Here is a 25332-nt window from a genome sequence, read left to right as displayed (position 1 = left end):
ACCCGGGCTCGTGGAAAGGGACTGATCCTTATTCGGACTTAAGCGGAAACTGCAGCGGAAGCGGTGTTGGTCTCGTCCTCGTCGGTCCAAGCGTGCTTGGGCATGGGACGGAAGATCTGGAAGAGCATCGCAACCAGCAGAACGATGGCTACAACCGTCCAAATACCAAACTGGCCAAGGACAAGCAGGTTGTAGAACTGGTTGATGAACAGGCCGATCACCCAGGCAAAGGCGCACTCGTAGCCGATGGCAATCGCGGTCCACTTGCCGGAGTCCATCTGGTTGCGGATAGTGCCCATGGCGGCAAAGCACGGGGCGCACAGCAGGTTAAAGGCGCCAAAGGCAACGCAAGCGCCCATAGTCGGGAACATGCCGGCGAACGCGGTCCACAGGCTCGGGTCGGTCTCGGCGGCGTCGGCAACGGACAGCAGCGAGCCGGCGGTGGCGACGACGTTCTCCTTGGCGACAAGTCCAGAGACAGTCAGCGCGGTGGCCTGCCAGGTGCTAAAGCCGAGCGGGGCGAAGATCCAAGCGACCAGGTTGCCCAGCATGGCGAGCACGGAGTAGTCCATAAACTCCTCGGGGATGCCGTCCATCGCAGGCAGGAAGCCGAAGGAACCGTTGTAGCTACCAAAGTTGGAGAGGAACCAAACCACGACGGTGGACGCGAAGATGACCGTGCCGGCCTTCTTGATAAAGGCCCAGCAGCGCTCCCATACATGCAGCGCCCAAGAGCGGATTGCCGGGAAGTGATAGGCGGGAAGCTCCATAACGAACGGCGTCGGGCGACCGGCGAAGAGCTTGGTCTTCTTGAGCATGAGGCCCGAGGCGATGACGGCAAAGACGCCCAAGAAGTAGAACAGCGGGCTGATCCATGCGGCGGTGGTGGAAGAATCGCCGATGATGGAACCCATGAGCAGAGCGATGATCGGCAGCTTGGCGCCACAGGGAATAAACGTGGTGGTCATGACCGTCATGCGGCGGTCCTTCTCGTTCTCGATGGTCTTGGTGGCCATGACGCCGGGGACGCCGCAGCCCGAGGACACGAGCATGGGGATAAAGGACTTGCCGGACAGGCCAAAGCGGCGGAACACGCGGTCCATGATGAAGGCGACGCGGGCCATGTAGCCGCAGTCCTCCAAGAAAGACAGCATCACGAACAGCAGGAACATCTGCGGCACGAAGCCGAAGATGGCGCCCAGACCGCCGACGATACCGTCACAGACCAGCGAATCGACCAGGCCACCGTCCTCGGTGCCGCCCGCCACAAGGGCATCGTGCACCACGGTGGTAATACCCGGAACATAGGGGCCGTACTGTGCCGGGTCGACCGAGTCGGCGGCGTCACCCGCAGCCTCGACAGCTGCGTCGTAGGCGTCGCGGCCCTGGCCGAGCACATACCAACCGTCGGTGCCAAAGAGCTGGTCGTTGGTGAAGTCGGTCACCGTGCCGCCCAAGGTAGAGACGGCAATGTAGTACACGCAGAACATGATGACCACAAAGATCGGCAGGCCCAAGATACGGTTGGTAACCACACGGTCGATCTTCTCGGAGGTGCTCATCTTGGCCGGAGCCTTGGTGAGGCACTCGTCGATGATGTGGGCGATCACGCCGTAGCGCTCGCCGGTGATGATGGACTCGGCGTCGTCGTCGCAATCCTGCTCGCACTGGGCGACCAGCTGCTCGACGCGAGCGGCCTTCTCCTTAGTGAGGTTGATGAGCTTGCAGGCGTCCGCGTCGCGCTCGAACAGCTTGACGGCGTAGTAGCGACGCTTGTTGGCGGGAACGCTCGCCGGCAGATTGTTCTCGATGTGGTCCAGAACGTCCTCGATGGAGGAATCGAACTTGTGCTCCGGCACCTGGCCCTTGGAAGCAGCGGACTTCTTGACCTGCTCGAACAGCTCGTTGATGCCCTTGTTCTTAAGGGCCGAGATCATCATGACCGGGCAGCCGAGCTTCTTGGAGAGCTTGTCCGTGTCGATCTTGTCGCCGTTCTTCTCGACCAAGTCGGCCATGTTGAGGGCGACGACCACGGGCAGGCCGGTCTCGATAACCTGAAGCGCCAGGTACAGGTTGCGCTCCAAGTTGGTGGCGTCGACCACCTGGACGACGACATCGGGCTCGCCGCTCATGAGGTAATCGCGCGAGCACTGCTCCTCGGGGCTATAGGGGGAAAGCGAGTAGATGCCGGGGAGGTCCGTGATGGTAACGTTCTTGTCGCTCAGGAGCTTGGCTTCCTTTTTCTCAACCGTGACACCGGGCCAGTTGCCAACGTAGCCGTTGGCGCCGGTGATCAGGTTGAAAAGCGTGGTCTTGCCGCAGTTGGGGTTACCCGCCAGCGCGACATGGATCTGAGAATCCGCCATTCAATCCTTCTTCCTTGTGTGCCTGCGCTGCTTTCTCCGCGCGGGCTGGATAATGTGCTTCAAAGATGCTGCATTAAGTTAGAAAAACCTAACTTTATCTGCAGAAATATGCGCCGCGAGTCCTTACTGGACCTCGACGACGGCGGCCTCCTCCTTGCGGATGGAAAGCTCGTAGCCGCGCACGTTGATCTCGACCGGATCACCGAGCGGTGCAACCTTTACGACCTTGAACGAAGTGCCCTTGATGAGCCCCAGGTCCATAAGGTGGCGGCGCAGCGCGCCCTCACCGTGAAGCTTGACGATCGTGGAGCTCTCGCCCACCTTAACGTCACCCAACGTCTTCATTTACTTGTCCCCCTTTCAGTTTTTAAATGCTGCGGACTAACCGATGGTCATGATGTGCATGGCAACCTTGGAATCGATACCAAAGCGTGCACCCAGCACCGTGACGATGATATTGGCGCCACTCGAGCTCACCACGTGGATCTCGTTGCCCTCGACAAAGCCGAGGTCCTTGAGATGGTGCTTCATATCCTCATTGCCCTTTACACGAGACACGTGCACGGTTTCGCCCGCTTTCACCATCGAAAGCGGCATGGCCGGCATCTGCGGTCCGCAAGACATGAGTGTGCTCCTAACGTCAGTTCGTCCTCAACATCGACGCAGCAAAAGTTAACCACGTCTATGTTCGCTACAGTAAACTAGCACGTGGTTAACTTTTTGGAAAGGGTCCCTATTCAGTTTTCGGAAAAGTTTCCCATATGAAACAAAAGAGGCGCCGCAAAGAGCGCCTCCCAGAGATGTGACAAAGGGACTGTCCGCAGTCCCTTGTTGCGTTTAGAGCGAGAGGTTTCTGATCGACGTGACACACGAGGCCTCGTCTACGCCCGAAACGCGAAAGACGATGTCCTCGCCGCACTCGCCGTAAAGCGCCATGAGCCCCATCACATCACGGCCGTCGGTATGGCGGTCGCCGATGCTAACCGACACGTCGCTACGATGCTTGGCAATGATGTCGTAGAGCAGCGCAACCGGGCGGGCATGTAGTCCCAACGGATCTTTAATCGTCTTTGTAAACTCGACCATGTCCCCTCCCACGACGTCGCACATTCGGCCGGCAAACCCAGCCACGTGGTAGTTATTGTAGCGTTAGATGCTTGTCGAGACCCGCCAGAAGCTCGACTGGAAAGTGCGTCCCGTTATTTGGCTGGAGTCTGGGTCGCAGTTTCCCAAAGGGCCCTGTTTGGGAAACCGCAGCCCACTCTGGACGCAAATTCCGGGTCGCAGTTTCCGCTGAGCGGCCCTAGCGGAAAGCCCATCCCGCTCTGGGTGCAAATTCTGGGACACAGTTTCCGCGACGTCCGGTCACCCCATGCCCTCGCAACGCCCGCGCATAAAAAACGAGGGAAGGCACGTGTCCTTCCCTCGTTACGGGCAATATGTAGCCGCTTGCCTACATCAGGCGCAGGCTGACGTCCTTGAGCTGGGCGCCGCTAACGGCACTCGGGGCGCCCGACATGAGGTCGGAGCCGCTGGCCGTCTTGGGGAACGCCATGACGTCGCGGATGGAGTCGGAGCCGGTGAGCAGCATGCACACGCGGTCCAGGCCCAGAGCGAAACCACCCATCGGGGGCGCACCAAACTTGAGCGCCTCCATGAGGAAGCCAAACTGAGACTCGGCGCGCTCTTCGGTAAAGCCCAGGAGCTTGAGCATGGACATCTGCATCTCGGCGTTGTGGATACGCATACCGCCGCCACCGGCCTCAAAGCCGTCCATGACAAAGTCGTAGGTGCAAGAACCGGCTGCCAGCGGGTTGGCCTCGATCTTAGCGATGTCGGTCTCGGTCGGCAGGGTAAAGGGCTGGTGCTCGGCTGCATAGGCCTTGCGGTCCTCGTCCCAGTGGAACAGCGGGAAGTTGACGACCCACAGGAAGTCGTGACCCTCGCGCTTGATCTCGAGCGCGTTAGCCATGTGGGAACGCATGCCGCCCAGGATCTCGTCGGAGAGCAGGCGCGGGCCGGCGGCGAACATCACAAGGTCGCCGGGCTCTACGTCCATGCGCTCGCGCAGGGCGGCCATCTCCTCGTCCGAGAAGAACTTGACGATGGGGCTGTTGATGGAGCCGTCCTCGCGGAATGCGATCCAGGCCAGGCCCTTGGCGCCAAACGTGGAGGCCACGCCGGCAAGCTTATCGATCTTGGCGCGAGCCCAGGCACCGGCGCCCTTGGCGTTGATGGCCTTGACGACAGAGCCCTCCTCGTTCGCGGCAGTCGCAAAGACCTTGAACTTGGAGTTGGCGAAGATGTCGGTCAGGTCGACCAAGTGCATGCCATAGCGGGTATCGGGCTTGTCGGAGCCATAGGTGTCCATGGCCTCCCAGTAGTCCATGCGACGCAGCGGCGTGGGCATCTCGACACCCATGCGGCCGAAGGCATCGGCAAGAACCTCTTCGAGCGCGCTCATAACGTCGTTCTGGTCCACGAAGGACATCTCGATATCGACCTGGGTGAACTCGGGCTGACGGTCGGCACGCAAGTCCTCGTCGCGGAAGCACTTGGCGACCTGGTAGTAGCGCTCGACGCCACCGACCATGAGCAGCTGCTTCAGGAGCTGCGGGGACTGCGGCAGAGCGTAGAAGTTGCCCGGCTGGATGCGGCTGGGGACGATGAAGTCGCGGGCGCCCTCGGGCGTGGACTTGAACAGGGAGGGCGTCTCGACCTCCATGAACTCACGGTTGTGCAGCGCCTCGCGAATGGCAAAGGTAAAGTCGGAGCGCAGCTTGAGATTGGCCATCATCTCGGGACGACGGAGGTCCAGATAGCGATAGCGCAGACGGGTGTCCTCGCTGGTCTCGATGCCGTCCTCAATCTGGAACGGCGGGGTGACGGAGGTGTTGAGCACCTCGGCGTGGTCGGTCAGGACCTCGATCTCGCCGGTCGCGAGCTTGGTGTTGGTGGTCTCCTCGCCACGGGCGCGCACGACGCCGTGAATCTTGATGGGCCACTCGGGACGCATGGTCTCGGCGATCTTAAAGGCGTCGCCGTCGGAGTGTTCGGGGTCGAAGGTGAGCTGCGTGATGCCCTCGCGGTCGCGAAGGTCGCAGAAGATTAGGCCGCCGTGGTCGCGGCGACGGCTCACCCAACCGGTGAGGGTGACCTCTTCGCCCACGTTCTCGAAGCGAAGCTCGCCGCAGGTACGGGTGTGCATGGAATGCTCGTCAATGGGACGGGTCTGGCTCATACCAGTGATCCTCCTTTATGGATCTGTGCCGCCCCGTGTCGTTCCGGGCGGCGTCGTACAGATTTGCCCAGCCTGCGTAAACCGCGCAGCCGGACATGGCGTTCTATCTTATCGCACCCGCGTCGATGTGCCGCGAAAAACTAGCTCCTGCCCAAAGACTTGACGGAGACGAAACAATTGACGCACCGCAGCCGTTGCCGAAGTGCGCCGCGTGCGACAATGTGCCCCAATACAACTGCACTCGGAAAGGCCCAACATGACTGCACGCCTCATCGTTATGGATATCGACTCCACCCTCATCAACCAGGAGGTCATCGACCTGTTGGGCGAGGAGGCCGGCGTGGGCGAGCAGGTAGCGCAGATCACCGAGTGCGCCATGCGCGGCGAGCTCGACTTTAAGCAGGCACTCGAGGAGCGCGTGGGGCTGCTTGCCGGCTTGGACGAGAGCGTGTTCGAGCGCACCTTTGAGCGCGTGACGTTTACCCCCGGCGCGCTGGAGCTTGTGCGCTCGGCACACAGCAAGGGCTGGAAGGTCGGCGTGGTAAGCGGCGGCTTTCACGAGGTCGCCGGTAAGATCGTGGCCGCTGCGGGCATCGATTTTTGCCTGGCCAACCGCCTGGAGGCCGTAGACGGCAAGCTCACGGGTAAGCTGGCGGCCGACATCGTGACCAAGGAGTCCAAACTTATCCAGATGCTGGATTGGGCAGTTGAATGCGGCGTCGATATGGCTCACACCGTCGCGATTGGCGACGGCGCCAACGACATCCCCATGATTCAGGCCGCGGGCACGGGCATCGCGTTTTGCGCCAAGCCCAAGACGCGCGAGGCCGCCCCGTTTGCCATCGACGAGCGCAACCTGATGCTCGCCATGGACATCATCCTGCGCGACTAACCGATCCGTCTAACAATTGAATCAGTCTGTCCTAAAGTTTCCGAACAATTTTGTCTTAGTGTTCGGAAACATACCCTTTGAGTGCTAGACTTTGCGCCGTCGAAGGGAACATATATGGATAAGCGAGATCTTGAGCAATTGCTGAGCGATGTTGCCGGCGGAGCAGTCACCCCTGCCGACGCCCTCACGTGCATCCAGACGGCGCCAACCGCCGATCTGGGTTTTGCGCAGCTCGATCTTTCGCGCGGGGTGCGCCAGGGAGCCGGCGAGGTTGTCTACGGTGCCGGCAAAACCGCCGAGCAAATTGCCGCCATTATCGAAGCGCTGCGCGATGCCGGCCAGGAGCGCATCCTGGTCACGCGCCTGGATGCCGAAAAAGCCGCGCGCACCGCTAAGCTTCTCGGCAACGGCATCGACCTGGGATATGTCCCGGACGCCCAGCTCGCCCTCGTGGGCTGCAAGCCCTCCCCCACCGGCAACGGGCGCATCGTCGTCGCCTGCGCCGGTACGAGCGACCTGCCCGTCGCCGAAGAGGCGGCACTGACGGCCGAGTTCTATGGCAACGAGGTCGACCGCCTCTACGACGTGGGTGTCGCCGGTCTGCACCGTCTGCTCGCGCATGCCGAGGAACTTGCCCAGGCACAGGTGGTCATCGCCATCGCCGGCATGGAGGGCGCCCTGGCGAGCGTTATCGGCGGCCTGGTGAGTTGCCCGGTCATCGCCGTTCCCACCAGCGTGGGCTACGGCGCGAACTTTGGTGGCGTGGCCGCGCTGCTCGCCATGCTCAACTCCTGCGCCAGCGGCGTCTCGGTCGTCAATATCGACAACGGCTTTGGTGCCGCCTACCAGGCAAGTCTTATCAATCATCTGAGCGCCGGCACGCCCTGCGCCCGCTAAGGAGCATCCCATGTCCAACCATCAGCACACGCTTATCATCGACGGAACCTCGGGCATCAGCGGCGATATGACCGTCGCGGCCCTGCTCGACCTGGGCGCCAGCGAGGAGCATCTGCGCGAACAGCTCGCCACGCTGCCGGTCGACGGCTTTACGATCGCTGTCACGCGCGTAAACAAGCACGGCATCGACGCCTGCGATTTCGACGTCCAGCTTGCAGAGGGCCTCGAGAACCATGATCACGATATGGCCTGGCTCTACGGCAACGAAGCAGCTGTCGAGCATATGCATGAGCATGAGCATGAGCACCATCATCACGACCATGTCGAGCACGATCACTGCCACGAGCATGATAATGACGCCCACGGTCATGACCATGAGGGCCACCATCACGCCCATCACCATCACCACCGGTCATTGGCGGACGTCACCGCCATTATCGATGGCTCGCAGCTAAGCGATGGCGCCAAGCGTCGCGCCCTCGCCATCTTTACCGCACTCGCCGCCGCCGAGGCCAAGGCCCACGGCAAAACGCCCGAGACCGTCATGTTCCACGAGGTGGGCGCCGTCGACTCCATCGTCGACGTCTGCTCTGTCGCCATCTGCCTCGATGACCTGGGTATTGAGGACATTGTGGTTGAGTCGCTCTCCGAGGGTCACGGTACCATCCACTGCGCCCACGGCCTTATGCCCATCCCGGTGCCCGCCGTCGTCAACCTATGCCAAGCAGGCAATATCGCCCTCACGCCCGCACCGGTCGCCGGCGAGCTCGTGACGCCCACGGGCGCCGCCATAGTCGCCGCACTGCGTACGTCCGAGCACCTGCCGGCCCGCTACCGCATCGAGGCCGTCGGCTACGGCGCCGGTAAGCGCCCCTACGAGGGTTGCTCCGGTACGCTTCGCTGCCTGCTCGTTCACGCGGACGCATAGCCATGGATGCCCGCAAGGAAAAAAGCCGCGCTGCCATCGTTGCGGCGTTCTTCGAGCTGCTGCGCGAGGAGGACTACGGCAAGATTACCGTCGGCGACATCATCGCGCGCGCTCACGTAGGCCGCGCAACATTCTACGGCCTCTTTAAGAGCAAAGACGACCTACTGTCCGAACTCGTGAGCGACATCTGCACCCACGCCCTCGACGACGATGGCGCACCGCTCGACGACCCACTCGTGCAGGTCGAGCATATTCTCAACAATCTATGGGAACGTCGCCAGGGCGTCCGAGCGCTGGTAGCCGGCGCCGGCTCACGCGTCTTCGCCGACTGCTTACGCAAGACCATCATGTCACGAGCAGCCGAAACCGTCCCTACCGACCCAAACGGCCCCGCCGCCACCATGGACCGAAGCTTCCTACTACACCACATAGCCTCAAGCTTCGTAGCCACCGTCCAATGGTGGGCCTGGCACAACTTCCAAGCCCCAAAAGAGGACGTAGCCAAAGACTACCTATCAGCCATAAAACCCCTCTTCAACTAAGTAAGAAGCTCATCCCAAAGCACCGCCCCACGCCAAGGCGCCACGCATCCCAAAGTGTCACTCGCACCTCAAAGCGCCTAACAACAAAGTGCCCACCACATCCAAATTCAGATATATATGTTGGTTGCTTGTTCGAACGCAACTGGATTCCCGCAGGGTCCGGCATAGGTTAACTTTCCGCCGCATTCCGCAGGACGCAAGAAGCTCCCGCCGCACGAAGTGCGCAGCGGGAGCTTCTTGCATGTCCGAGGACGCGGCGGAAAGTTAACCTATGCCGGACCCGGACGTTATATCAATTGCCTTGGACTAGAACATGCCCAAGAAACCATGCACAAACAACGCAGCCACGATGGCACCGACAAACGGAGCGATGCCAGGAACAAGCAGGCCGTACTTCCAGTTGTTGTCGGCCTTGTTCTTAATCGGCAGCACCTGATAGGCCATGCGAGGACCAAGGTCACGTGCCTGGTTCATGGCGAAGCCGGTGATGCCGCCCATGCCCATGCCAACGGCCCAAACGATCAGGCCGACGCAGATGGCGAGCAACAGAACGTTCTCACCAGCACGGCTAGCAGCAGCAAGGATGGCGCTGATGAACACGAAGGTGCAGATGGCCTCGCAGAAGAAGTTGCGAGCATAGTTCGTGCCCTCGGTGGTGGGGTTGGTCGAGAAGATGTTGCGCTGGGCAATAGGGTCGACGACGCCCTCGGAAGCCTTGAACTCATCGGCATACATAAGCCAAGCGATTACGGCGCCCACAAAGCCGCCGAGCATATCGGCAATCATGAAGGGGATGCAGCTGCTCCACGGCACCAGGCCTACGATGCACTGGGCAAGCACCATGGCGGGGTTCATGCACACGGCGCCGCCAAAGACAAACAGGCAGACCGAGATGCCAAAAGACCAGGTGGTGATGGCAAACATGTGGCCGGAGCCCTGATACTTGGTGCCCTTGAGCACGGTATCGCAGTGCACGCCCACGCCAAAGATGATCATGAGGGCCGTTGCGCCGAATTCGCAGAGGAGTTTGGTAAGCATAAAACCTTATCTTTCTTGTCGGTTATAAACGATTCGTTTGAGCCGCACACTAGTGCTGAGCGACAACAACGCCCAGGCCATCGGGAATGACGGCCACCTTGGCATCGGCACCCTTCATCTCAAAGGCGAGCTTGAGCGCCTCCTCGATAGTGTTGACCGGCGTCATGTGCATATCCTTGAGCATCTGGTGATCGCACAGGTCGGTGACCATGATCACAGGGTGATGCGCCAGGATGCGGGCGAAAATCTGGCTCGTCCACTGGTCGGGCAGGGTCTCGTCCTTAGGACGGTCGATGCAGGCACGCTCAAACTCTGCCGGATCGTTGTCGGCGATGTTGTGATAGAAGCCCTCGCCACCGTGACCGTCGGCACAACCGGCGACGTCGATGATCACGCCGCCCTCGGGAAGCGTGGCCTCGGCAGCGCACATGCCCTTCACGGCCTGGTAAATGTTTTGGTCGAGGGGGTAGCCGCCGTTGGTGGTGATGGCGATATCGCACTCGACGGGCTCAACGCCGGCAAGGCTCTTCACGAACTCGCAGCCGGCCTCGTGCGCTTTATGGATGTCGCCGGCAAAGGAGCCAATGACCTCGTGCTTACCGTTGAGCACCACGTTGAGCACAAAGGCAAGGTGAGCCATCTCGGCAGCGGCAAACATGTCCTCGCTCACGTGGTTGTGGCACAGGTTGCCGGCACGCGAATGGGAATCGTTCACAAACTGACCGTTGTGGTTGTACATGATGGTCTTGTAGCTGGCGATGCCAGGCAGGACGGACTTGCGGCTACCAGAGAAACCGGCAAAGAAGTGCGGCTCAATGAAGCCCTCGGCAAGCAGCAGATCGCAATCGGCGGCAATCTTGTTGATAATGCACTCGCCGCCAGAGGGCAGAGTGCCGATCTTCTTCATCATGCTGTCGTCAGTCGCGACGTGCATAACGATTTCCTCGTTGGCAACGATCTCCTCGCCGTACTTGTTGACGAGCTCCTCGTGCGTCGACGGACGATGCATACCCGTAGCAACCAGAATACGCACGCGAGCCTCGGGCGCAGCGGAGTGGATGTGATGCAGCAGAATAGGCATCGTCACACGCGAGGGAACGGGACGCGTATGATCGGAGCTAATGATGACGATATCCTTCTTGCCAGCACAAAGCTCCTCGAGCGAAGGCGATCCATAAGGGTTGGCAAGCGACTCCTCTACCAGCTCTTCCTGCGATTTCGTGGTCTTAAACTCATTTTGATGACCTTCCATCACACCCGCGAAGTTCTTATCCTCGAGCTCCAAATGCAACGTCTTGTGGTCAAACGGCAGTTCACATTCAAACAATGACGAGCGCCCTCTTCCTTTCAACTGACACACTAGTCAAACCGTTGGAAGGATACGCCGCTCACCGAAAAACACCACCGTCCACCGACTCATTAACACAACGTTCATATTTGACCCACACCAAAACGGCCGTGATCCCAAACGGGACCGCGGCCGCCTGTCAATGGCACTATGGACAGGATGGCTTACACAGCGCAGAGACACACATCAATCCTGTGGCATGCGCGCGTAAGCTATCTTGCATAAATACGTCAATAAAATGCATAGAATGACGCACGGGTTTCGAACCGTAACAGGGTAGCCCCATCCGGAGCGTGCATTTTTGGGAGTATTCAGCATCGCGAGATAAGTCTATAGGGCTAAAAGCCTATCGAAAGCTAGGAAGCCTCCATGGCTCTTGCCTTCTAGGCAGCATGCGGCAAGAAACCAGTCATATATGAGCATCGCCAAGGCCCAATTGTCGTGCAAAAGCATCAACAGGGACCGCGAACGTCACCTATGGTCCTATGCATCAATCTTTAGCTGCTGAAAACTCCGTTTTTTTGCACGTCACCCCAAGCACCACCCTCACCCAGCGGCTGATTCACCGAAGACCTAGGACGAAGGGGCCCGACGGGTTTCCCTCTGAATGCATTCCGCAGCACGAAGCCCCATCAAAGTGCACGGAGCGCGCCATTATTCCACCAGCCAGTAATCCGCCGAAGACCGGACATCGCAGGGCCCGCCATCAGTTTACTTTTAGGCACACTCCGCAGGACGCAAGAAGCCCTCGCCGCACCCCACATTAAGCGCGAAGCGCGCCATTCTCCCCTCAGCTGTAATCCCCGAAGACCGAGGACGAAGGGACCCGATGGGTTTCCCTCTGAATGCATTCCGCAGCACGAAGCCCCCTTATCCGCAGCTCCGAAGGAGTAGGATAAGGGGGCTTCAAGTGCGAGGACGCATTCAGAGGGAAACCCATCGGGTCCCGGTGAGAGCTACAGGGCTATCGATTACCCCGTGTTCTGCAAACCTGCCGAGACGCCGGTCACAGTCGAAAGAATCAGGCTCATGTACTCGGCCTTCTTCTCCTCGGCCATCTCGTCCTGGTTCATACGCACCTCGCGAAGGGCGCGGACCTGGGCGATGGACAGGGCGTCGACGTAGGGGTTGCGCACGCGGACGGCGCAACCGAGCACGCGGCGGCGCTGCAGCGGCCACTCGTCACCGACGATGGCAAGGACCCACTTACGCGTGAGCTGCATCTCGGTGAAGACCTTCTCGGACAAATCCTGGCGATCGCCCAGGTGCAGATACATCTTGGCGATGCGCTGATCGGTCTTGGCGATCGACATCTCGATGTTGTCGATAAAGGTGCGGAAGAACGGCCACTCCTGGTAGGCAGCCTTGAGCTGGTCAAGGTCGCCCAGCTGCTCGCAGGCGGTGCCCAGGCCATACCAAGCGGCCAGGTTAATGCGTGCCTGGCTCCAGCTGAAGATCCACGGAATGGTACGCAGGTCGTCGAGCGACTTGGCGCCCAGGCCGCGCTTAGCGGGACGCGAGCCGATCGGCAGCAGACCGACTTCGGTCAGCGGCGTCACGGTCGAGAACCACGGTGTAAAGTCCTCGGTGTTCAGCAGGTCCAGATAGCGCTCGTGACTTGCAGCGTTAAGCTTCTCGGCCATATCCCAGAACTTCTGCGTGGTCTCTGTGTTGGTCTTCTCGACACTCGGGGCCGACTGCAAAAGCGTTGCGGCGGCAACGGACTCAACATGGCGCTGAGCCAGCGTGCGGTTGCCGTAACGGGCAAAGATGACCTCGCCCTGCTCGGTGAGCTTAAAGAAGCAGTTGACCGAACCCTTGGGCTGCGCCAGCACGGCCTTGTTGGCCGGGCCGCCGCCACGGCCCACGGCACCGCCGCGACCGTGCATGAGCACCAGGTCGATATCGTTCTTCTCGGCCCACTTGGCAATGCGCTCCTGCGCGGAGTGCAGCGCGAGCATGGCCGTGGTAGGACCGGCATCCTTGGAGGAGTCGGAATAGCCCAGCATGACCTCCATGCGGCGGTTGGTCTGGGCAAGGCGCTTTTGCACCACAGGCAGCGTAAGCATCTGGTCGAGCACGTCGACGCAGCCCTCGAGGTCCTCGAGCTGCTCGAACAGCGGGATCACGTCGAGCTCGGGGACATCCTCCTCGTGTGCAAAGGACAGGTGGGCAAGCTCAAAGACGTCGGCCACATGCTGGGCGCTCTTGGTAAACGAGATGATGTAGCGGTGCGCCATCTTCTTGCCGTAGCGCTTTTGGATGGAACCGATAGCGCGGAAGGTATCGATGACCTCGCGCGTCATGGGCTGCAGGTCGCCATGGATACCGTTCTCGTGGATATCCTTGAGGGCGCGGGCGTGCACCACGGAGTGCTGACGGAACTCCATCTCGACCATATGGAAGCCGAAGGACTCGACCTGCCAGATGATGGTCTGGACCGGGCCGTAGGCAGCACGGACGGCACCGCAGGCGGCCAGCGAGCGCTGGACGACGCGCAGGTCCTCCAGGAACTCATCGGCGCTGTGGTACATGGTGTCGGTGATACGGCGCACGGTGGCGTTCAGACGGTCGGCCATGACAAGCATGACGGCGCGATGCGGCTCGTGCTCGGAGATCAGCTCGGCGCGGGCCGTGTACCGAGGGCTCATCTCGACCTGATGGTTCCACAGGTTGATGAGCTCGGCAGACGGCTTGCTGTAGGTGGCCTCGAGCGTGAGGTTGCGGCCAATGTGGCGGCACTTGTCCTCGAGTTTGAGCACCATGTGAGTGAAGTACTTGGCGGCGACCTCACGGCTCACCTTGGCGGTGACGTTGGGGTTACCGTCGCGGTCGGAACCGATCCAGCTGCCGGGATGGAAGAACGCCGGGCACAGCGGCGGCACGGTACCGGCCTTGTCGCCCAGCACCCAGTCGTCAAAGCGACGATAGATGACGGGGATGACGTCGAACAGCGTGTTATCGAAGATGTCGATGATGGTATCGGCTTCCTCGACCGGCGTGGGCTTCTTGAGCGCGATGGGGCTCGTACGCACCAGGGCGTCGATCTCCTGCAGCATATGGCGCTCGTTCTCCACCAGGTCGGAGCCGCCCAGACGCGGACGCTCCTCCAGCAGGTTAGAGATACGGCGAATCTTGCCCTCGACGGCCTTACGACGGGCCTCGGTGGGATGCGCGGTAAAGACGGGGTGGAACTCGAGCTTGCCGAGCAGCTCGTTGGCGCCCTCGACGCCCAGCTCATTCACCAGCTGGTGATAGGCGACGGTGAGCTCGTTGGCGGGATCGACCTCGGTATCGGTCGACGCACCGGCCTCGCGCTCGCGCAGCTGCGCCACACGGTAGTTCTCCTCCGACAGGTTTGCCAGATGGAAGAAACTCGTAAAGGCGCGGACAATGACCTGCTGCTTATCGAGCGGCAGGCTGTCGATCAGATCGACGACCTCACGAAATGCCACGGCGGTGGGCTCGTCGGCGGTGGGCACGCCCTGCTCGTCGACGGCCTCGTCGGCAGCGCGGGTACCGGGGTTGCCGGCATTGACCACAATCTCGGCCGACAGGATCTTGTCGAACAGGTCCGCGATCTCGGGATCATACTCGCTAAGCACACGACGCTCCAGGCGCAGGAACAGCGCCAGATTATCGCGCAGCTCCTCGGGGATCTCGATCTCGGCGAGACGCTCCCTGGACTCGGCATTCGAGCCGATTCGGTTAACGAGGCGGTTGACCACGGCAGCGACGCGCGCCGCGGCTTCGGGTACAGACTGGTTGCTTAGGTTCTCAGCCACGTTTCCTCCCATTCCTCCTTCTATGCACGTAACATGCGATATTCATTATAGGCACTCGGCAAAAACTTTCGGCGCTGATTGCGCTTTACCACACAAAAGTATTTTCTGCATTGCAAGGGTTTTGCCCTAAATGGTCGTATTTCTCGGTGGGCGGCATACGCAAACGGGGGCATTCCGCATAAAAGCGAAACACCCCCGTAACAATCGCTCGCCGCGAGCGGGACATGTTAGCGGGTCCGCAGCTCAAAAAGATGCGCTACAGGCGCTCGCGAACCGCCTCGACGACGTTGGCCAGATCGGCAAGGACCTCTTCATGGCTCTCCATGTCGCGCACCTTGACCTTGCCGGCGGCAAGCTCGTCGCCGCCCAGGACCAGGATGAGCTTGGCGCCTACCTTATCGGCCTGCTTAAACTGAGCCTTGAGCGAACGGCCCTGATAGTCGGCCTCGGTCACGATACCTGCGGCGCGAAGCTCCTGCGTAATGGCAAAGACGTTCTGGCGCAGTTCCTTGCCGGCATTGGCGACATAGACGCACGGGGCCTCATCGGCACCCAAATCGCTGCCAAAGGCCTGCAGGGCCAGCAGGGCGCGCTCAAAACCGACGGCAAAGCCGACGCCTGCCGTGGGCTTACCACCCTCGAGCTCGACCAGGCCGTCGTAGCGACCACCGCCGCCGATGGAGCCGACGCCGGCGCCGGGAGCCTCGACCTCAAAGACGGTACGGGTGTAGTAGTCAAGGCCACGCACCAGGGTGGGATCCTCGACATACTCGATACCCGCCGCATCCAAATAGCGCTTGACCTGCTCGTAGTGCTCGCGGCACTCATCGCACAAGTTGTCGCCCATCAGCGGTGCGTCGGCCATGATTTCGCGGCAGTGGTCGTTCTTGCAGTCGAAGGCGCGCAGCGGATTGAGCTCGGCGCGCTCGCGGCACTCGTCGCACATCTCGTCGGCGTGATCGAGGATAAACTGCTTGACCTGCTCGCGATAGGCCGGACGGCATTGGGCATCGCCCATCGAGTTAATGAGCAGACGGAGCTTGGAAAGATCGAAGCCCAGGCGCTTGTAGAACTCCATGAGCATGATGATGCACTCGGCGTCGGCAGCCGGATCGGGAGCGCCGAGCCACTCGATGCCCACCTGATGGAACTGGCGCAGGCGACCCTTCTGGGGACGCTCGCCACGGAACATGGCCTCGGCGTAGTAAGCCTTAAACGGCGTGGAGCCCTGGGGCACCAGGTTGTTCTCCACGACGGCGCGCACCACACCGGCCGTGCCCTCGGGACGAAGGGCCAGGCGCTGCTTGGGCTTGAGCTTGGTGTCGGTGCCTTCGGTAAAGACGCGCTCCAGGTTGGCGCCGCTAAAGACGCGGAACATCTCCTTGCGCACAACGTCGGTCGACTGGCCGATGCCGTGGACAAAGACGTCCACCTGCTCGATCGCGGGCGTCTCGATAGGCTTAAAGCCAAACGGCTCGAATACGCCGGCCGCAATCTGCTGCATCTTTTGCCAAGCGCGCATCTCGGCGCCGATAAGGTCGCGGGTTCCCTCCGCCTTCTGTGCCTGCATGGGCAAACACCTTTCTTTTGTATCGCGTCATAGGTAGTGGACATTATACGGCACAAAGCAGCAACGCGGCGGCGCGTCTGACCGAACGAGGGTATGGGGACTCGTTCGGCCAGACGCACCGCCGCTGTTTGTGATCCGTTTTCCTCCGTCCCCTTCGGATTACGTGATCTGTTGGGGACGGAGGAAAACGGATCATTTCGTAGGCCCGTGGCCGCCTTGGAAACCGAATGATGGTACGAGCATCCATTCGGCTTCCAGGGCAGCCACGGACAGAACGGAGCGAACAGAAAAGAGCACGTAGACCTGCCATAGCTCACCGGCAAAGCTCATGCCGGCAAGAACGGCAGAGGTGGCGATAACGGTGGGGGAGCCCAAAACGCGGCCGTTTACTTTATCGGCAACATGGCCAATGACAAGTGAGCCGATGACGCCCACCACGGTGGAGATGGCGTTGGAGATGTTGTACTGGGCAAGCGTGATCCCGAGGTCGCTTACGATGAGCGGCTGGAACAGGCTCATGCAGTTAACGAAAATCGTGTAGCACGTGGCCATGATGACAAAGACGGAGGCCACGACGAGCCAACCGGGGAAGTATTTATGCTGCCGGGACATACCGCTCCTTTTAAACAGACGAATAGCCTGCGCCGGGGGCCGGTAGTGCCCAAGATTGCCTTGAAAGACAAGGGCATAGGCCTTACGGCCATGCCCGCAGGCTTGAAAGGCAAGGTTGGGTGCTACCGGTGGTCGGCGATATAGCCCAAAGCGACGGCGGTATAGGCCGCGGCACCAAGCGGCAGCTCGGCATCGTCAAAGCGCGCCTTGGGATGGTGCTGGGCAAAATGCTCATCCGTATCGGTTACAGCGGCGCCCACGGTAAAGTACGCGCTCGGGATCTCGCTCGAGATAAGCGCAAAGTCCTCGCTCGCCATGGCGTGGAACAACGGCAGGAAAGCTGCCTTGGGCAATGTCGCACCCACATAGCCCAGCGATGCCTGGGTCATATCGTCATCGAGTACGAGTGGCGGAACATCCGAGAGCGTCTCGATGGTCGCCGGCGTACGATACGTTGCCGCGACGCCATTGACGACCTCGGCGATGCGGCTCTTAAGATGCGCCATGAGCTCGACATCGAAGCCACGCAGCGTTCCCTCGAGCACACAAGTGTCGGGGATGACATTTGCGGCCTGACCGCCAGCGAACTTGCCAACGGTAAGCGCGACCTCCTTGGCCGCCGGCACCTCGCGGGAGATGAGCTCCTGAAGCGCCAGATGCACATGGACGCCGGCCGTGATGGGGTCGATGCAGATCTCGGGGCTCGAGCCATGGCCGCCCTTGCCCTGCAGTGTAATGCGGAAACCGTACACGCCCGAAAGCGCCGGGCTTCCATAGAGCACCAGGCCGAGCGGCGATTGGCTGTTAACATGCATGGCGAAAGCCGCCTGGGGACGCGGGTTCTGCAGAAGGCCGTCGGCAATGGCAGCGCGGGCACCCTCAAAGGTTTCCTCGCCCGGCTGAAACAGCAGCTTAACCGTGGAATTGGCATCGGCAAGCTCGGCCTCGCGAGCCTTGAGCAGGCGGGCGGCACCAAGCAGGGCCGTCGCATGCATATCGTGGCCGCAAGCATGCATGCAGCCGTTGACAGAGGCGAAAGACTCGCCCGACTCTTCCGCGACGGGAAGGGCATCCATGTCACCGCGCAACATGATGACCGTGCCGGCCTGATCGTCCGTGCACGTACCGTTGCCCTGGGCCGCCACGGCCGCACCGGCACCGATGAGGCCCACAACACAGGAGCCGTCGACGAGCGTGGCAAACGGGATGCCCATCTCGGTCAGACGTGCCTGGATATACGCAGAGGTTTGCGGAAGGCGATTGCCCAACTCAGGCGTCTGGTGCAGGTCGTGGCGCCACGCAGCAAGCTTGTCGGCAAAAGCTTGAGCCTCGGCAACAAGACCGTCACCGATAGCGGCTTGCGCTGCCGGGGTGGCCTTGGGCGCTGGTTGCGGTTGAAAATCGGACTGAGCTGGTGCCATAAATGCCCTCCAGTATTATTTGTGCAGCAAACACTTTGATGGTCTAAAGTGCAAGGCATAACTGTAAGGGCGTTACATAAAAAACGCCGCCCCAGAAGGGCGGCGCAACAAGTTGTTTACAATTGCGCGCAATTATTTCGGCGCAAAAAATCGAAATGTGTCTCGCTCAAGACGATCGACAAGAAGATGAGGACGAAGCCGGCGAGCAGACGCGAGGTAAGCGCCTCCCCCATCAGCAGCACCGAAAACAACACGCCCGAAGGGGACTCCATCGATAGGAGCAATGAACCCGTCGAGGCCGGAACGTGCGCCAAGCCGACGTTTTGGATGAGCAGAGCCACACACGTACAGCCCACCGATAGAAAGGCCATCACGCCGATAAAGCTCGGCGTCCACACGGACAGAGGCGCTTGGGTCTCGAATAGCAGCGACGTTGCCAGGCTCAGCACGCCGTTGCCCACAAACATCCAAAACGTGATGACGTTGATGTCCATTTTGCGACCGTACTTGGCGGTCACCGCCATCTGGATGGCGAAAAAGACCGCACCCGCCAGCGTAATGACGTCACCGATGTTGAATTCAACGCTATCGAGCGCCACCAAACCAATGCCCGCCAAGCACAGCAGTGCCGCGCCCAGGTTATAGCGGGTGAGTTTTTCGCCGCTCAGAAAATAGCTCGCGAACGGCACAAGGATGCAGTACGTGCCCGTCAAAAAAGCATTCTTGCCCGCCGTAGTATGTGCCAGACCGACCGTCTGCAACGCATAGGCCGCCCACATGAGCACGCCCATACTCAGGCCAACGATCAGGTTGCGAGCGTTGAAATGTGCAATGATGCGCTTGTGGAAGACGGCAAACATGACCAACGCTGCGGGCAGAAAGCGTACATAGAGCAGCGCGAACACCGGAATGGTGCCGAGTGCGTCCTTCATAGTGGTAAAGGAGTAGCCCCAGATGACCGCCACCGAAAGGAGCAGAACCTTCCAGAACAGCGGAGAGCGTGCGCCGGCGCCGCGGAAGGTGCCGCCCGCGCCCAGGTCTTCACGGGCTACAGGGCTATCGGGCAAGTTTTCGATTTCGTTGGCAGCGTATTGGGCCATGGAACATCCTCGCACTCAATCTGGGCGTGGTGTCCGCACGCGTATGGCTGCGTGCCGCCTCATGGTCAAATAAAAACGGGGCGCACCGGACCCCCGGCACGCCCCGCTACTGTAGCAACAATCAACGCTGCATCGCAATCCAGCCCACTAAAGCGTCGGCAAAGTGAACCTCGATGGTCCGGCAATGTCAGCGAAAACGACCCTAAGCGAGCAAGGTGACGTGAAATGAAAGGGCGCTGACCTTCTGGTCGCGCCCTTGAAATTGAACGTCAGATTGCCGCTTAGGGGCGTTTGCAGCGTCGAGCCGTTACGCGGTTTGGTAAAACCGCGTAACTAGATTAATTTGGTTGACTCCAGCTTTTCGATGATCCAGTCGTTGGCTTTGATAACCGGGCGGCGGAAGACGACGCCCAGGGCCAGCGACGGAATCAGATAGCTCGCCAGAATGCCCAGCTCAATCCAGTACTCCATATGGTAGGCACCGGCCATGGCGGCGTGCATGGCGTTGATGCCGTGGGTAAACGGCAGGAACGGATAGATCGCCTGGAACACGGGACCGGTCATCTCGATGGGGAACGTACCGCCCGAACCGCCGACCTGCATGACCAGCAGCACGACGGCGAGGGCCTTGCCGATATCTCCAAACGATACCGTGAGCGTGTAGACGATATTGGAGAACACGAGGCTCGCGACCCAGCCGGCAAGCACAAACTGCAGGGGGTTGTCGCACTGGATGCCAAAGAACAGAATGTCGCCCGCGCACACGAGCGTTGCCTGCAGCAAGGCCAGACCGCCAAAGAACAGATAACGGCCCAGGTAGATCTCGTGCAAGCGCACGGGAATGAGTTCGTTGATGAGCTCATCGTCAACCGAGACCTTCATCATGGCCGCCAGAACAATCGAGCCCACCCACAGCGACAAAATCGTGTAGAACGGCGCCATGGCCGAGCCGTAGTTGCGGATCGGATAGACCGGCTTGCGATCGAGCGCAACGGGGCCGGAAAGCGACACGGCGAGGCCATCGGGGTCGTTGCCGATCATCGTCTTGATCGTGGCCAGATCGTCCGACATAAGGGCACCGTCGAGCTCGTCCTTGAACGCGCTAATCTTGTCCGATGCCTCACCCAGCTGATCGGAAGCCTTGTTGACGAGCCTTGCAGCCTTGGAGAGACCCTTCGCGAGCGAACCAGAGGCGTCGGTCAGACCGCTCACGGCGCTATCTAGGTCACCCGAGATACCGTTCAGGGAATCCAGAACGCCCGAAATGGTCTTCTTGAGCTCCTTGGCCTTGACCGAAAACGTAGAGTCGTAGTCAGTCTTGGCACCCGAGATACCCGCCTTGGCATCGGCGATGGCCTGGTCGACCTCGGCACGCGAGTTGTTGACCTCCGCCATGCTGTCCGAAAGGGACTTTGCGGTCGCCGTCAGGTCTTTCGCATTGTTGCGGTACTCCACGGCAATTCTGCCCAGCGACGTCGCAGCGGACTTGAGGCCGTCTTTGAGCTTGTCATCACTCACCTGGTCGGCTAGGTTGCGGAGCCGATCGGCCATCGCATCGATATCGTCAGCACGCGTATTGAGTGCCGCCGCGGCTTCGTTGAGCTGAGATACCGTAAGGTCAACATGCTGATTCGCTGCGTCGAATGCCTTCGCAAGCTCGGCGGAGACGTTGTCGAACGAACCCGCGCTTCCGTCAATCGCCGCGTTAACGGCATCGTTGGCGGCCTTGAGCGCTTCCTTGGAATCATTGATGCCGCTCTTGGCGTGCTCCATCAGCTGCTTCGTCGACTCATCAACGGTGCCCGTCTGCTTGAGCATGCCGCCCGCCGATGTCAGTGAATCGGACGTAGAGCTCAAAATGCCCGCAAGCGACGTCGCGCTCGCCTGAACGTCCTGCAGGTCCTCGACCGAATCGCCCAGCATAGAGGACAGATTGGCGATAAAGTTGCTGACCTGGTCGGTGCTCATGTAATCGAGCAGGCTGGACACCGTCTTAAGACCGATGCTCGTAATGGTCTCGGTAAAAGTTTCGTTAACCTGGCTCTGAACGGCACTCGAACCCTTCTCGGTCACGATCTGCGCAATGGCGTTGGCCTTCTGGTTCTCGTAAAACTCGATATCGGCGTGTTTCACGTCGGTCGAGAAAAGCGTCATCATGTCAGCGCTAAACGTTTTGGGGATAACGACGGCAGCATAGTACGCGCCCGACTTAACGCCCTCGATAGCCTTTTCGCGATTGTTGAGCACAACCCAATCGAAGCTCTCGTTGCCGCGTAGGGTGGCGGTCACGTTTTCGCCCACGTTAACCTCGACGGGGATCAAATCGCTCTCGTAACCCTCATCGGTGTTGACCACGGCGATCTTAAGATTGCCGGTGTTGCCGTACGGATCCCAGCTGCCGGCGATGTTAAACCACGCGTACAGACACGGTACGATAATGAGGCCCATCACGACAACCAAGCCGATCACGGAGCGAGACACGTTTTGGACATCGCGCTTAAACAGATGCAGGATGTTCTTCATTTATGCCTCACCTCCTTTGGAGTGCTTGCCAAGCGCGGTGGTATCTCCATCATTTGTGGCTGTGCTGTCGCTGCCCTGAGATTTATGGTGCGAGCCGATATGCGGCAAGCGGCCCGTGGACTGATCGCCGCCCTTGGCACCACGCTCGCTGGCGTTGAGGCCAAACATGTGGCGGGCGGCAGGAATGGCGGCCGTGTGTTCGCGCATCTCGCGACGCAGGTCCTCATCCGAAAGCGCCGAGATGCGCATCTGGGTATTGAGGCTCGCTCGGATATATTCGATATTGATCAGCCAGCCGCAGATGGCAATAACCGAGATGATCCAAATGACAAGCAGGATGATCTTGCCGTTATTGTCGATATCGAGAACCGTCGACAGGACAAAGAGCAGGACCTGAACGCCCACCACGGCGGCAAAACCGCCCTTGATGTAGTACGGGTAGCGATGTTCAAAGGCGACCGCATGATCGAGCAGTTCGCGACGGTACGAATCGGAATCGAGCATGACGCGCATGGCCGTGCGCAGCGAGTAGCGCTGGCGCGGCAGGTCGTTGGACTCGCAAATCATCATACCGGTCGTGGAGAGCTGTTTATCAAAGAGCAGGTTAAGGTTGAGCAGCAGCGGACGCAGCTGCAGGCCGATAAAGAGCGCCACGATCAAGAACACGCCCAGAATGCACAGGTTAAACAGGTAGTTGAACGAATACATGCCGCCGACCGTCTCGCGCAGCAGATTGATGCCGTAGGTAAAGGGCAGCAGCGGGTGCAGCCACTGGAAGAAGCCTGGCATCATCTCGATGGGGTACATGCCCGACGAACCCGGGATCTGCACGATAACCAGAATGACGCCGATAGCCTTGCCGATATGCTTAAACGTGGTGGACAGCGCATAGATGATATTGACGTAGGTGAACGAGATGGCGATGCCGCCCAGCACGAACAGCAGCGGGCTGACGCACTGCACGCCGATCACCAGATCGCCTACCGTAACGATGATGGCCTGCAACGCGCCCAGGATCACCAGGAGCAACCAGCGGCCAAAGTAGCCCTGACGCGCGGTAAAGCTGCCGATGCCTTCGCGGTCGACCTCGAGCTTGTAGATGGCGATAAGCACGTAGCCGCCCACCCACAGCGCCAGATTGGTATAGAACGGGGCAATGCCCGAACCAAAGCTCTTGACCGGGTAAATTGACTTTGAGGTCAGCTCGACCGGAGATGCCATGAAGTCTGCAACATCATCGACGTCGACGCCCATCAGGCCGGCCAGCTCGCCCATGGACTCGGAGGTCTGTAGCGCCGCGATGTCGTTGGCGGCGGTTGCGAGCTTGTCCTGGACCTTGGCAAGCGAGGCATCGGTCTGGGACAGCGTGGTCTTGGCCTGACCGAGCGTGGCGTTGAGTTGCGAAAGTGTACCGCGCGCACTTGCAATAGTAGGCGTGAGGCCAGACACGATTCCCGTCAGATCACCCGAGACGGCGGCAAACGAATCAAGTGCGCTCGAGACCTTCGGCAGCGCGTTTTGACCCAGGTCCGTCTGAGCCTGGCCAAGGTTGGTCGCACCGGTCTGAATTGCATTATTGATAGCGTCGCTGGCACCCGAGACAGCCGCAGCGTCATTCGCCATGGCGCTCGACTGCGCAGACAGACCGTCCTTGATGCTCTGAAGCTTTTCATTCTGCTCGCGGAGCAAATCGATGATCGATACAATGCGCGCGTCAATTTCCTTGGAACCTGTCGACGTGTCATTGACGAGAATTTCCAAGTGCCCGATAACGGCCTTATTGTGGTCGATCGTCGCTTGGAGAGACTCAAGCGAGTTGTCGATACGGGTAGTCGTAGATGCGACCGTGCCCGTCAGCTTGCCAATCGCAGCGTTTGCGGAGGCTGACGTCTTGGTGAGCGCAAGGCTGCCTTCCGAGAGCGCCTTGGAGAGCGAGGCGACAGAGTTGCCCGCCGTGGCGCGAGCCTCGCCCAGCAGGTCATTGCCCTGGGAGATCGCCTGCGTCAGCGACGGCGCCTGACCCTGCAGACCGGCAAGTGCCGCATCTGCCGAGGCAATGGAACCACTCGTCTTATCGATGGCGGCATTCATGTCGCCAATCGAATCACGCACTTCGCCCAACGTATCGGAAGCCTCTGATACCGAACCGGCCAACGAATCCTGAGTCTGGGTTGCCTTGTCCTTTAAATCGACTCCGGCATCCTTGGCGATACCGGCAACAGTCTTGCCTACCGTAGAGACAAATTCCGAGTTGATCTGCTCCTCGATGGTGTTTGCACCGGTATCGGTAACCTTGGGCGCAATGGCGCTCTTCTTCTCATTGACGTAGTACGTGAGCTTGGGCTGATGGTAGTTGCCGTCGAGCATCGAAACCAGGTTATCCGAGAAGTTCTTGGGAATCACGATAGCGGCATAGTACTCGCCGCTCTCGACGCCCTCCTTGGCATCGGCCGTCGAGTCGACGAACGTCCAGCCCAACTGATGATTCTCCTTGAGCTGGTCGACCACTTTGTCGCCAGCGTTGAGCTCACCCACCAAGTCGTTTTGGGTGCCTCGATCGTTGTTGGCGATAGCAATCTTGATGCCTTGGGTGTTTCCATACGGATCCCAGTTTGCCACGATGTTATACCAGGCATACAGCGAGGGAATAACGCACACGCCTAGGGTAACCACCAGGGCGACGGGGTTCACAAGCAGTCGCTTAATGTCGCGCTTAAATATCGCAAAGGACACCTTTGCATTGGATAGTTTGCTGCCGAGACTCACGCTTGGACCATCCATCCTGTCGTTAAATCGAATCGTACTATCGACAACCATTGTAGTAGGCGCTTTAACGTCTCAAAGCACAATGGTGTTGAGTTTTGCGGGTAGCAATATACTACGAAGATGAGTTAACGTACAGATGTACAGTATCCTAAATTTCAGCAGGTCACAAAACCACAACCCGCACAAATAAATGATCCCTTGGGGACGAAGGGATCATTCAAAAGGAAACGAGAGTGGAAAATCTCCCACTTCAAGCCCGCATTCGAGCCAAAAGTGGGAGATTATCCACTCTCGTTCTAATCT

18 protein-coding genes are annotated in these 25332 nt (G+C 59.9%); 4 read left to right on the top strand and 14 right to left on the bottom strand.

The genetic code is table 11. The annotated features are described in order from the left end of the window. Positions 1-38 precede the first annotated feature (38 nt). The 5 genes from feoB to aspS form a co-directional block, all read right to left on the bottom strand. A complete protein-coding gene (feoB, locus tag PMX70_RS05635; RefSeq protein WP_117817678.1) occupies positions 39-2366 on the bottom strand; it encodes a ferrous iron transporter B in 2328 nt (775 codons plus the stop codon). Positions 2367-2489: 123 nt separating this feature from the next. Further along, on the bottom strand, positions 2490-2711 hold the full coding sequence (locus PMX70_RS05630; RefSeq protein WP_006234774.1) for a FeoA family protein: 222 nt from the start codon (positions 2709-2711) through the stop codon (positions 2490-2492). Positions 2712-2747: 36 nt separating this feature from the next. Further along, entirely contained in the window at positions 2748-2990 is a 243-nt protein-coding gene (locus PMX70_RS05625) for a FeoA family protein (protein WP_271743122.1), read from the bottom strand. A 213-nt stretch (positions 2991-3203) separates the two neighbouring features. Further along, complete coding sequence (locus PMX70_RS05620) at positions 3204-3452, bottom strand: HPr family phosphocarrier protein (RefSeq protein WP_035136856.1); 249 nt, start codon at positions 3450-3452, stop codon at positions 3204-3206. A gap of 367 nt (positions 3453-3819) precedes the next feature. Next, positions 3820-5607, bottom strand: coding sequence for an aspartate--tRNA ligase (gene aspS, locus PMX70_RS05615; protein WP_271743121.1), 1788 nt, complete (start codon positions 5605-5607; stop codon positions 3820-3822). A 256-nt stretch (positions 5608-5863) separates the two neighbouring features. Here aspS and serB point away from each other — a divergent pair, with 256 nt between their 5' ends. From serB to PMX70_RS05595, 4 genes are all read left to right on the top strand, one after another. Then, positions 5864-6499, top strand: a complete 636-nt coding sequence (gene serB / locus PMX70_RS05610; protein WP_271743120.1) for a phosphoserine phosphatase SerB — start codon at positions 5864-5866, stop codon at positions 6497-6499. 114 nt (positions 6500-6613) lie between these two features. After that, positions 6614-7396 carry a nickel pincer cofactor biosynthesis protein LarB gene (gene larB / locus PMX70_RS05605; protein WP_271743119.1) on the top strand — a complete coding sequence of 261 codons (783 nt, stop codon included), beginning with the start codon at positions 6614-6616 and terminating at the stop codon, positions 7394-7396. Positions 7397-7406: 10 nt separating this feature from the next. Beyond that, positions 7407-8324: a nickel pincer cofactor biosynthesis protein LarC gene (larC, locus tag PMX70_RS05600; protein WP_271743118.1), complete on the top strand. Its 918-nt coding sequence runs from the start codon at positions 7407-7409 to the stop codon at positions 8322-8324. A gap of 2 nt (positions 8325-8326) precedes the next feature. Next, positions 8327-8866 carry a TetR/AcrR family transcriptional regulator gene (locus tag PMX70_RS05595; protein WP_271743117.1) on the top strand — a complete coding sequence of 180 codons (540 nt, stop codon included), beginning with the start codon at positions 8327-8329 and terminating at the stop codon, positions 8864-8866. Between the two features lie 306 nt (positions 8867-9172). Here PMX70_RS05595 and larD read toward each other — a convergent pair whose 3' ends face one another. From larD to PMX70_RS05550, 9 genes are all read right to left on the bottom strand, one after another. Beyond that, the gene (larD, locus tag PMX70_RS05590; protein ID WP_271743116.1) at positions 9173-9904 is read right to left on the bottom strand and encodes a D/L-lactic acid transporter LarD; all 732 of its coding nucleotides are present in this window, start codon (positions 9902-9904) and stop codon (positions 9173-9175) included. Positions 9905-9953: 49 nt separating this feature from the next. Beyond that, entirely contained in the window at positions 9954-11231 is a 1278-nt protein-coding gene (gene larA, locus PMX70_RS05585; protein WP_271743115.1) for a nickel-dependent lactate racemase, read from the bottom strand. A 992-nt stretch (positions 11232-12223) separates the two neighbouring features. After that, positions 12224-15037: a phosphoenolpyruvate carboxylase gene (locus PMX70_RS05580; RefSeq protein WP_416378135.1), complete on the bottom strand. Its 2814-nt coding sequence runs from the start codon at positions 15035-15037 to the stop codon at positions 12224-12226. 256 nt (positions 15038-15293) lie between these two features. Continuing rightward, positions 15294-16607 (bottom strand): histidine--tRNA ligase, encoded by a 1314-nt coding sequence (gene hisS / locus PMX70_RS05575; protein ID WP_271739822.1) that lies wholly within the window; start codon positions 16605-16607, stop codon positions 15294-15296. Positions 16608-16799: 192 nt separating this feature from the next. After that, positions 16800-17219 (bottom strand): MFS transporter, encoded by a 420-nt coding sequence (locus PMX70_RS05570; RefSeq protein WP_271739823.1) that lies wholly within the window; start codon positions 17217-17219, stop codon positions 16800-16802. Between the two features lie 122 nt (positions 17220-17341). Further along, the gene (locus PMX70_RS05565; protein ID WP_271739824.1) at positions 17342-18640 is read right to left on the bottom strand and encodes a M20 family metallopeptidase; all 1299 of its coding nucleotides are present in this window, start codon (positions 18638-18640) and stop codon (positions 17342-17344) included. Positions 18641-18756: 116 nt separating this feature from the next. Then, entirely contained in the window at positions 18757-19740 is a 984-nt protein-coding gene (locus tag PMX70_RS05560) for a DMT family transporter (protein ID WP_271739825.1), read from the bottom strand. A 333-nt stretch (positions 19741-20073) separates the two neighbouring features. Continuing rightward, positions 20074-22263 carry a YhgE/Pip domain-containing protein gene (locus PMX70_RS05555; RefSeq protein WP_271739826.1) on the bottom strand — a complete coding sequence of 730 codons (2190 nt, stop codon included), beginning with the start codon at positions 22261-22263 and terminating at the stop codon, positions 20074-20076. Then, a complete protein-coding gene (locus PMX70_RS05550; protein ID WP_271739827.1) occupies positions 22264-25029 on the bottom strand; it encodes a YhgE/Pip domain-containing protein in 2766 nt (921 codons plus the stop codon). Positions 25030-25332: the final 303 nt, after the last annotated feature.

It is taken from the genome of Collinsella aerofaciens (assembly GCF_028206795.1).
Taxonomy (GTDB): Bacteria; Actinomycetota; Coriobacteriia; order Coriobacteriales; family Coriobacteriaceae; genus Collinsella; species Collinsella aerofaciens_AX.
The sequence above is the reverse complement of the archived record's forward strand: the minus strand, read 5'-3'. Positions and strand labels throughout refer to the sequence as shown.

What these genes read in the sequence shown, in the direction of transcription:
- feoB (WP_117817678.1), bottom strand. Translation starts at nt 2,366, where the DNA reads ATGGCGGATTCTCAGATCCATGTCGCGCTGGCGGGTAACCCCAACTGC.
- PMX70_RS05630 (WP_006234774.1), bottom strand. Translation starts at nt 2,711, where the DNA reads ATGAAGACGTTGGGTGACGTTAAGGTGGGCGAGAGCTCCACGATCGTC.
- PMX70_RS05625 (WP_271743122.1), bottom strand. Translation starts at nt 2,990, where the DNA reads ATGTCTTGCGGACCGCAGATGCCGGCCATGCCGCTTTCGATGGTGAAA.
- PMX70_RS05620 (WP_035136856.1), bottom strand. Translation starts at nt 3,452, where the DNA reads ATGGTCGAGTTTACAAAGACGATTAAAGATCCGTTGGGACTACATGCC.
- aspS (WP_271743121.1), bottom strand. Translation starts at nt 5,607, where the DNA reads ATGAGCCAGACCCGTCCCATTGACGAGCATTCCATGCACACCCGTACC.
- serB (WP_271743120.1), top strand. Translation starts at nt 5,864, where the DNA reads ATGACTGCACGCCTCATCGTTATGGATATCGACTCCACCCTCATCAAC.
- larB (WP_271743119.1), top strand. Translation starts at nt 6,614, where the DNA reads ATGGATAAGCGAGATCTTGAGCAATTGCTGAGCGATGTTGCCGGCGGA.
- larC (WP_271743118.1), top strand. Translation starts at nt 7,407, where the DNA reads ATGTCCAACCATCAGCACACGCTTATCATCGACGGAACCTCGGGCATC.
- PMX70_RS05595 (WP_271743117.1), top strand. Translation starts at nt 8,327, where the DNA reads ATGGATGCCCGCAAGGAAAAAAGCCGCGCTGCCATCGTTGCGGCGTTC.
- larD (WP_271743116.1), bottom strand. Translation starts at nt 9,904, where the DNA reads ATGCTTACCAAACTCCTCTGCGAATTCGGCGCAACGGCCCTCATGATC.
- hisS (WP_271739822.1), bottom strand. Translation starts at nt 16,607, where the DNA reads ATGCAGGCACAGAAGGCGGAGGGAACCCGCGACCTTATCGGCGCCGAG.
- PMX70_RS05570 (WP_271739823.1), bottom strand. Translation starts at nt 17,219, where the DNA reads ATGTCCCGGCAGCATAAATACTTCCCCGGTTGGCTCGTCGTGGCCTCC.
- PMX70_RS05565 (WP_271739824.1), bottom strand. Translation starts at nt 18,640, where the DNA reads ATGGCACCAGCTCAGTCCGATTTTCAACCGCAACCAGCGCCCAAGGCC.
- PMX70_RS05560 (WP_271739825.1), bottom strand. Translation starts at nt 19,740, where the DNA reads ATGGCCCAATACGCTGCCAACGAAATCGAAAACTTGCCCGATAGCCCT.
- PMX70_RS05555 (WP_271739826.1), bottom strand. Translation starts at nt 22,263, where the DNA reads ATGAAGAACATCCTGCATCTGTTTAAGCGCGATGTCCAAAACGTGTCT.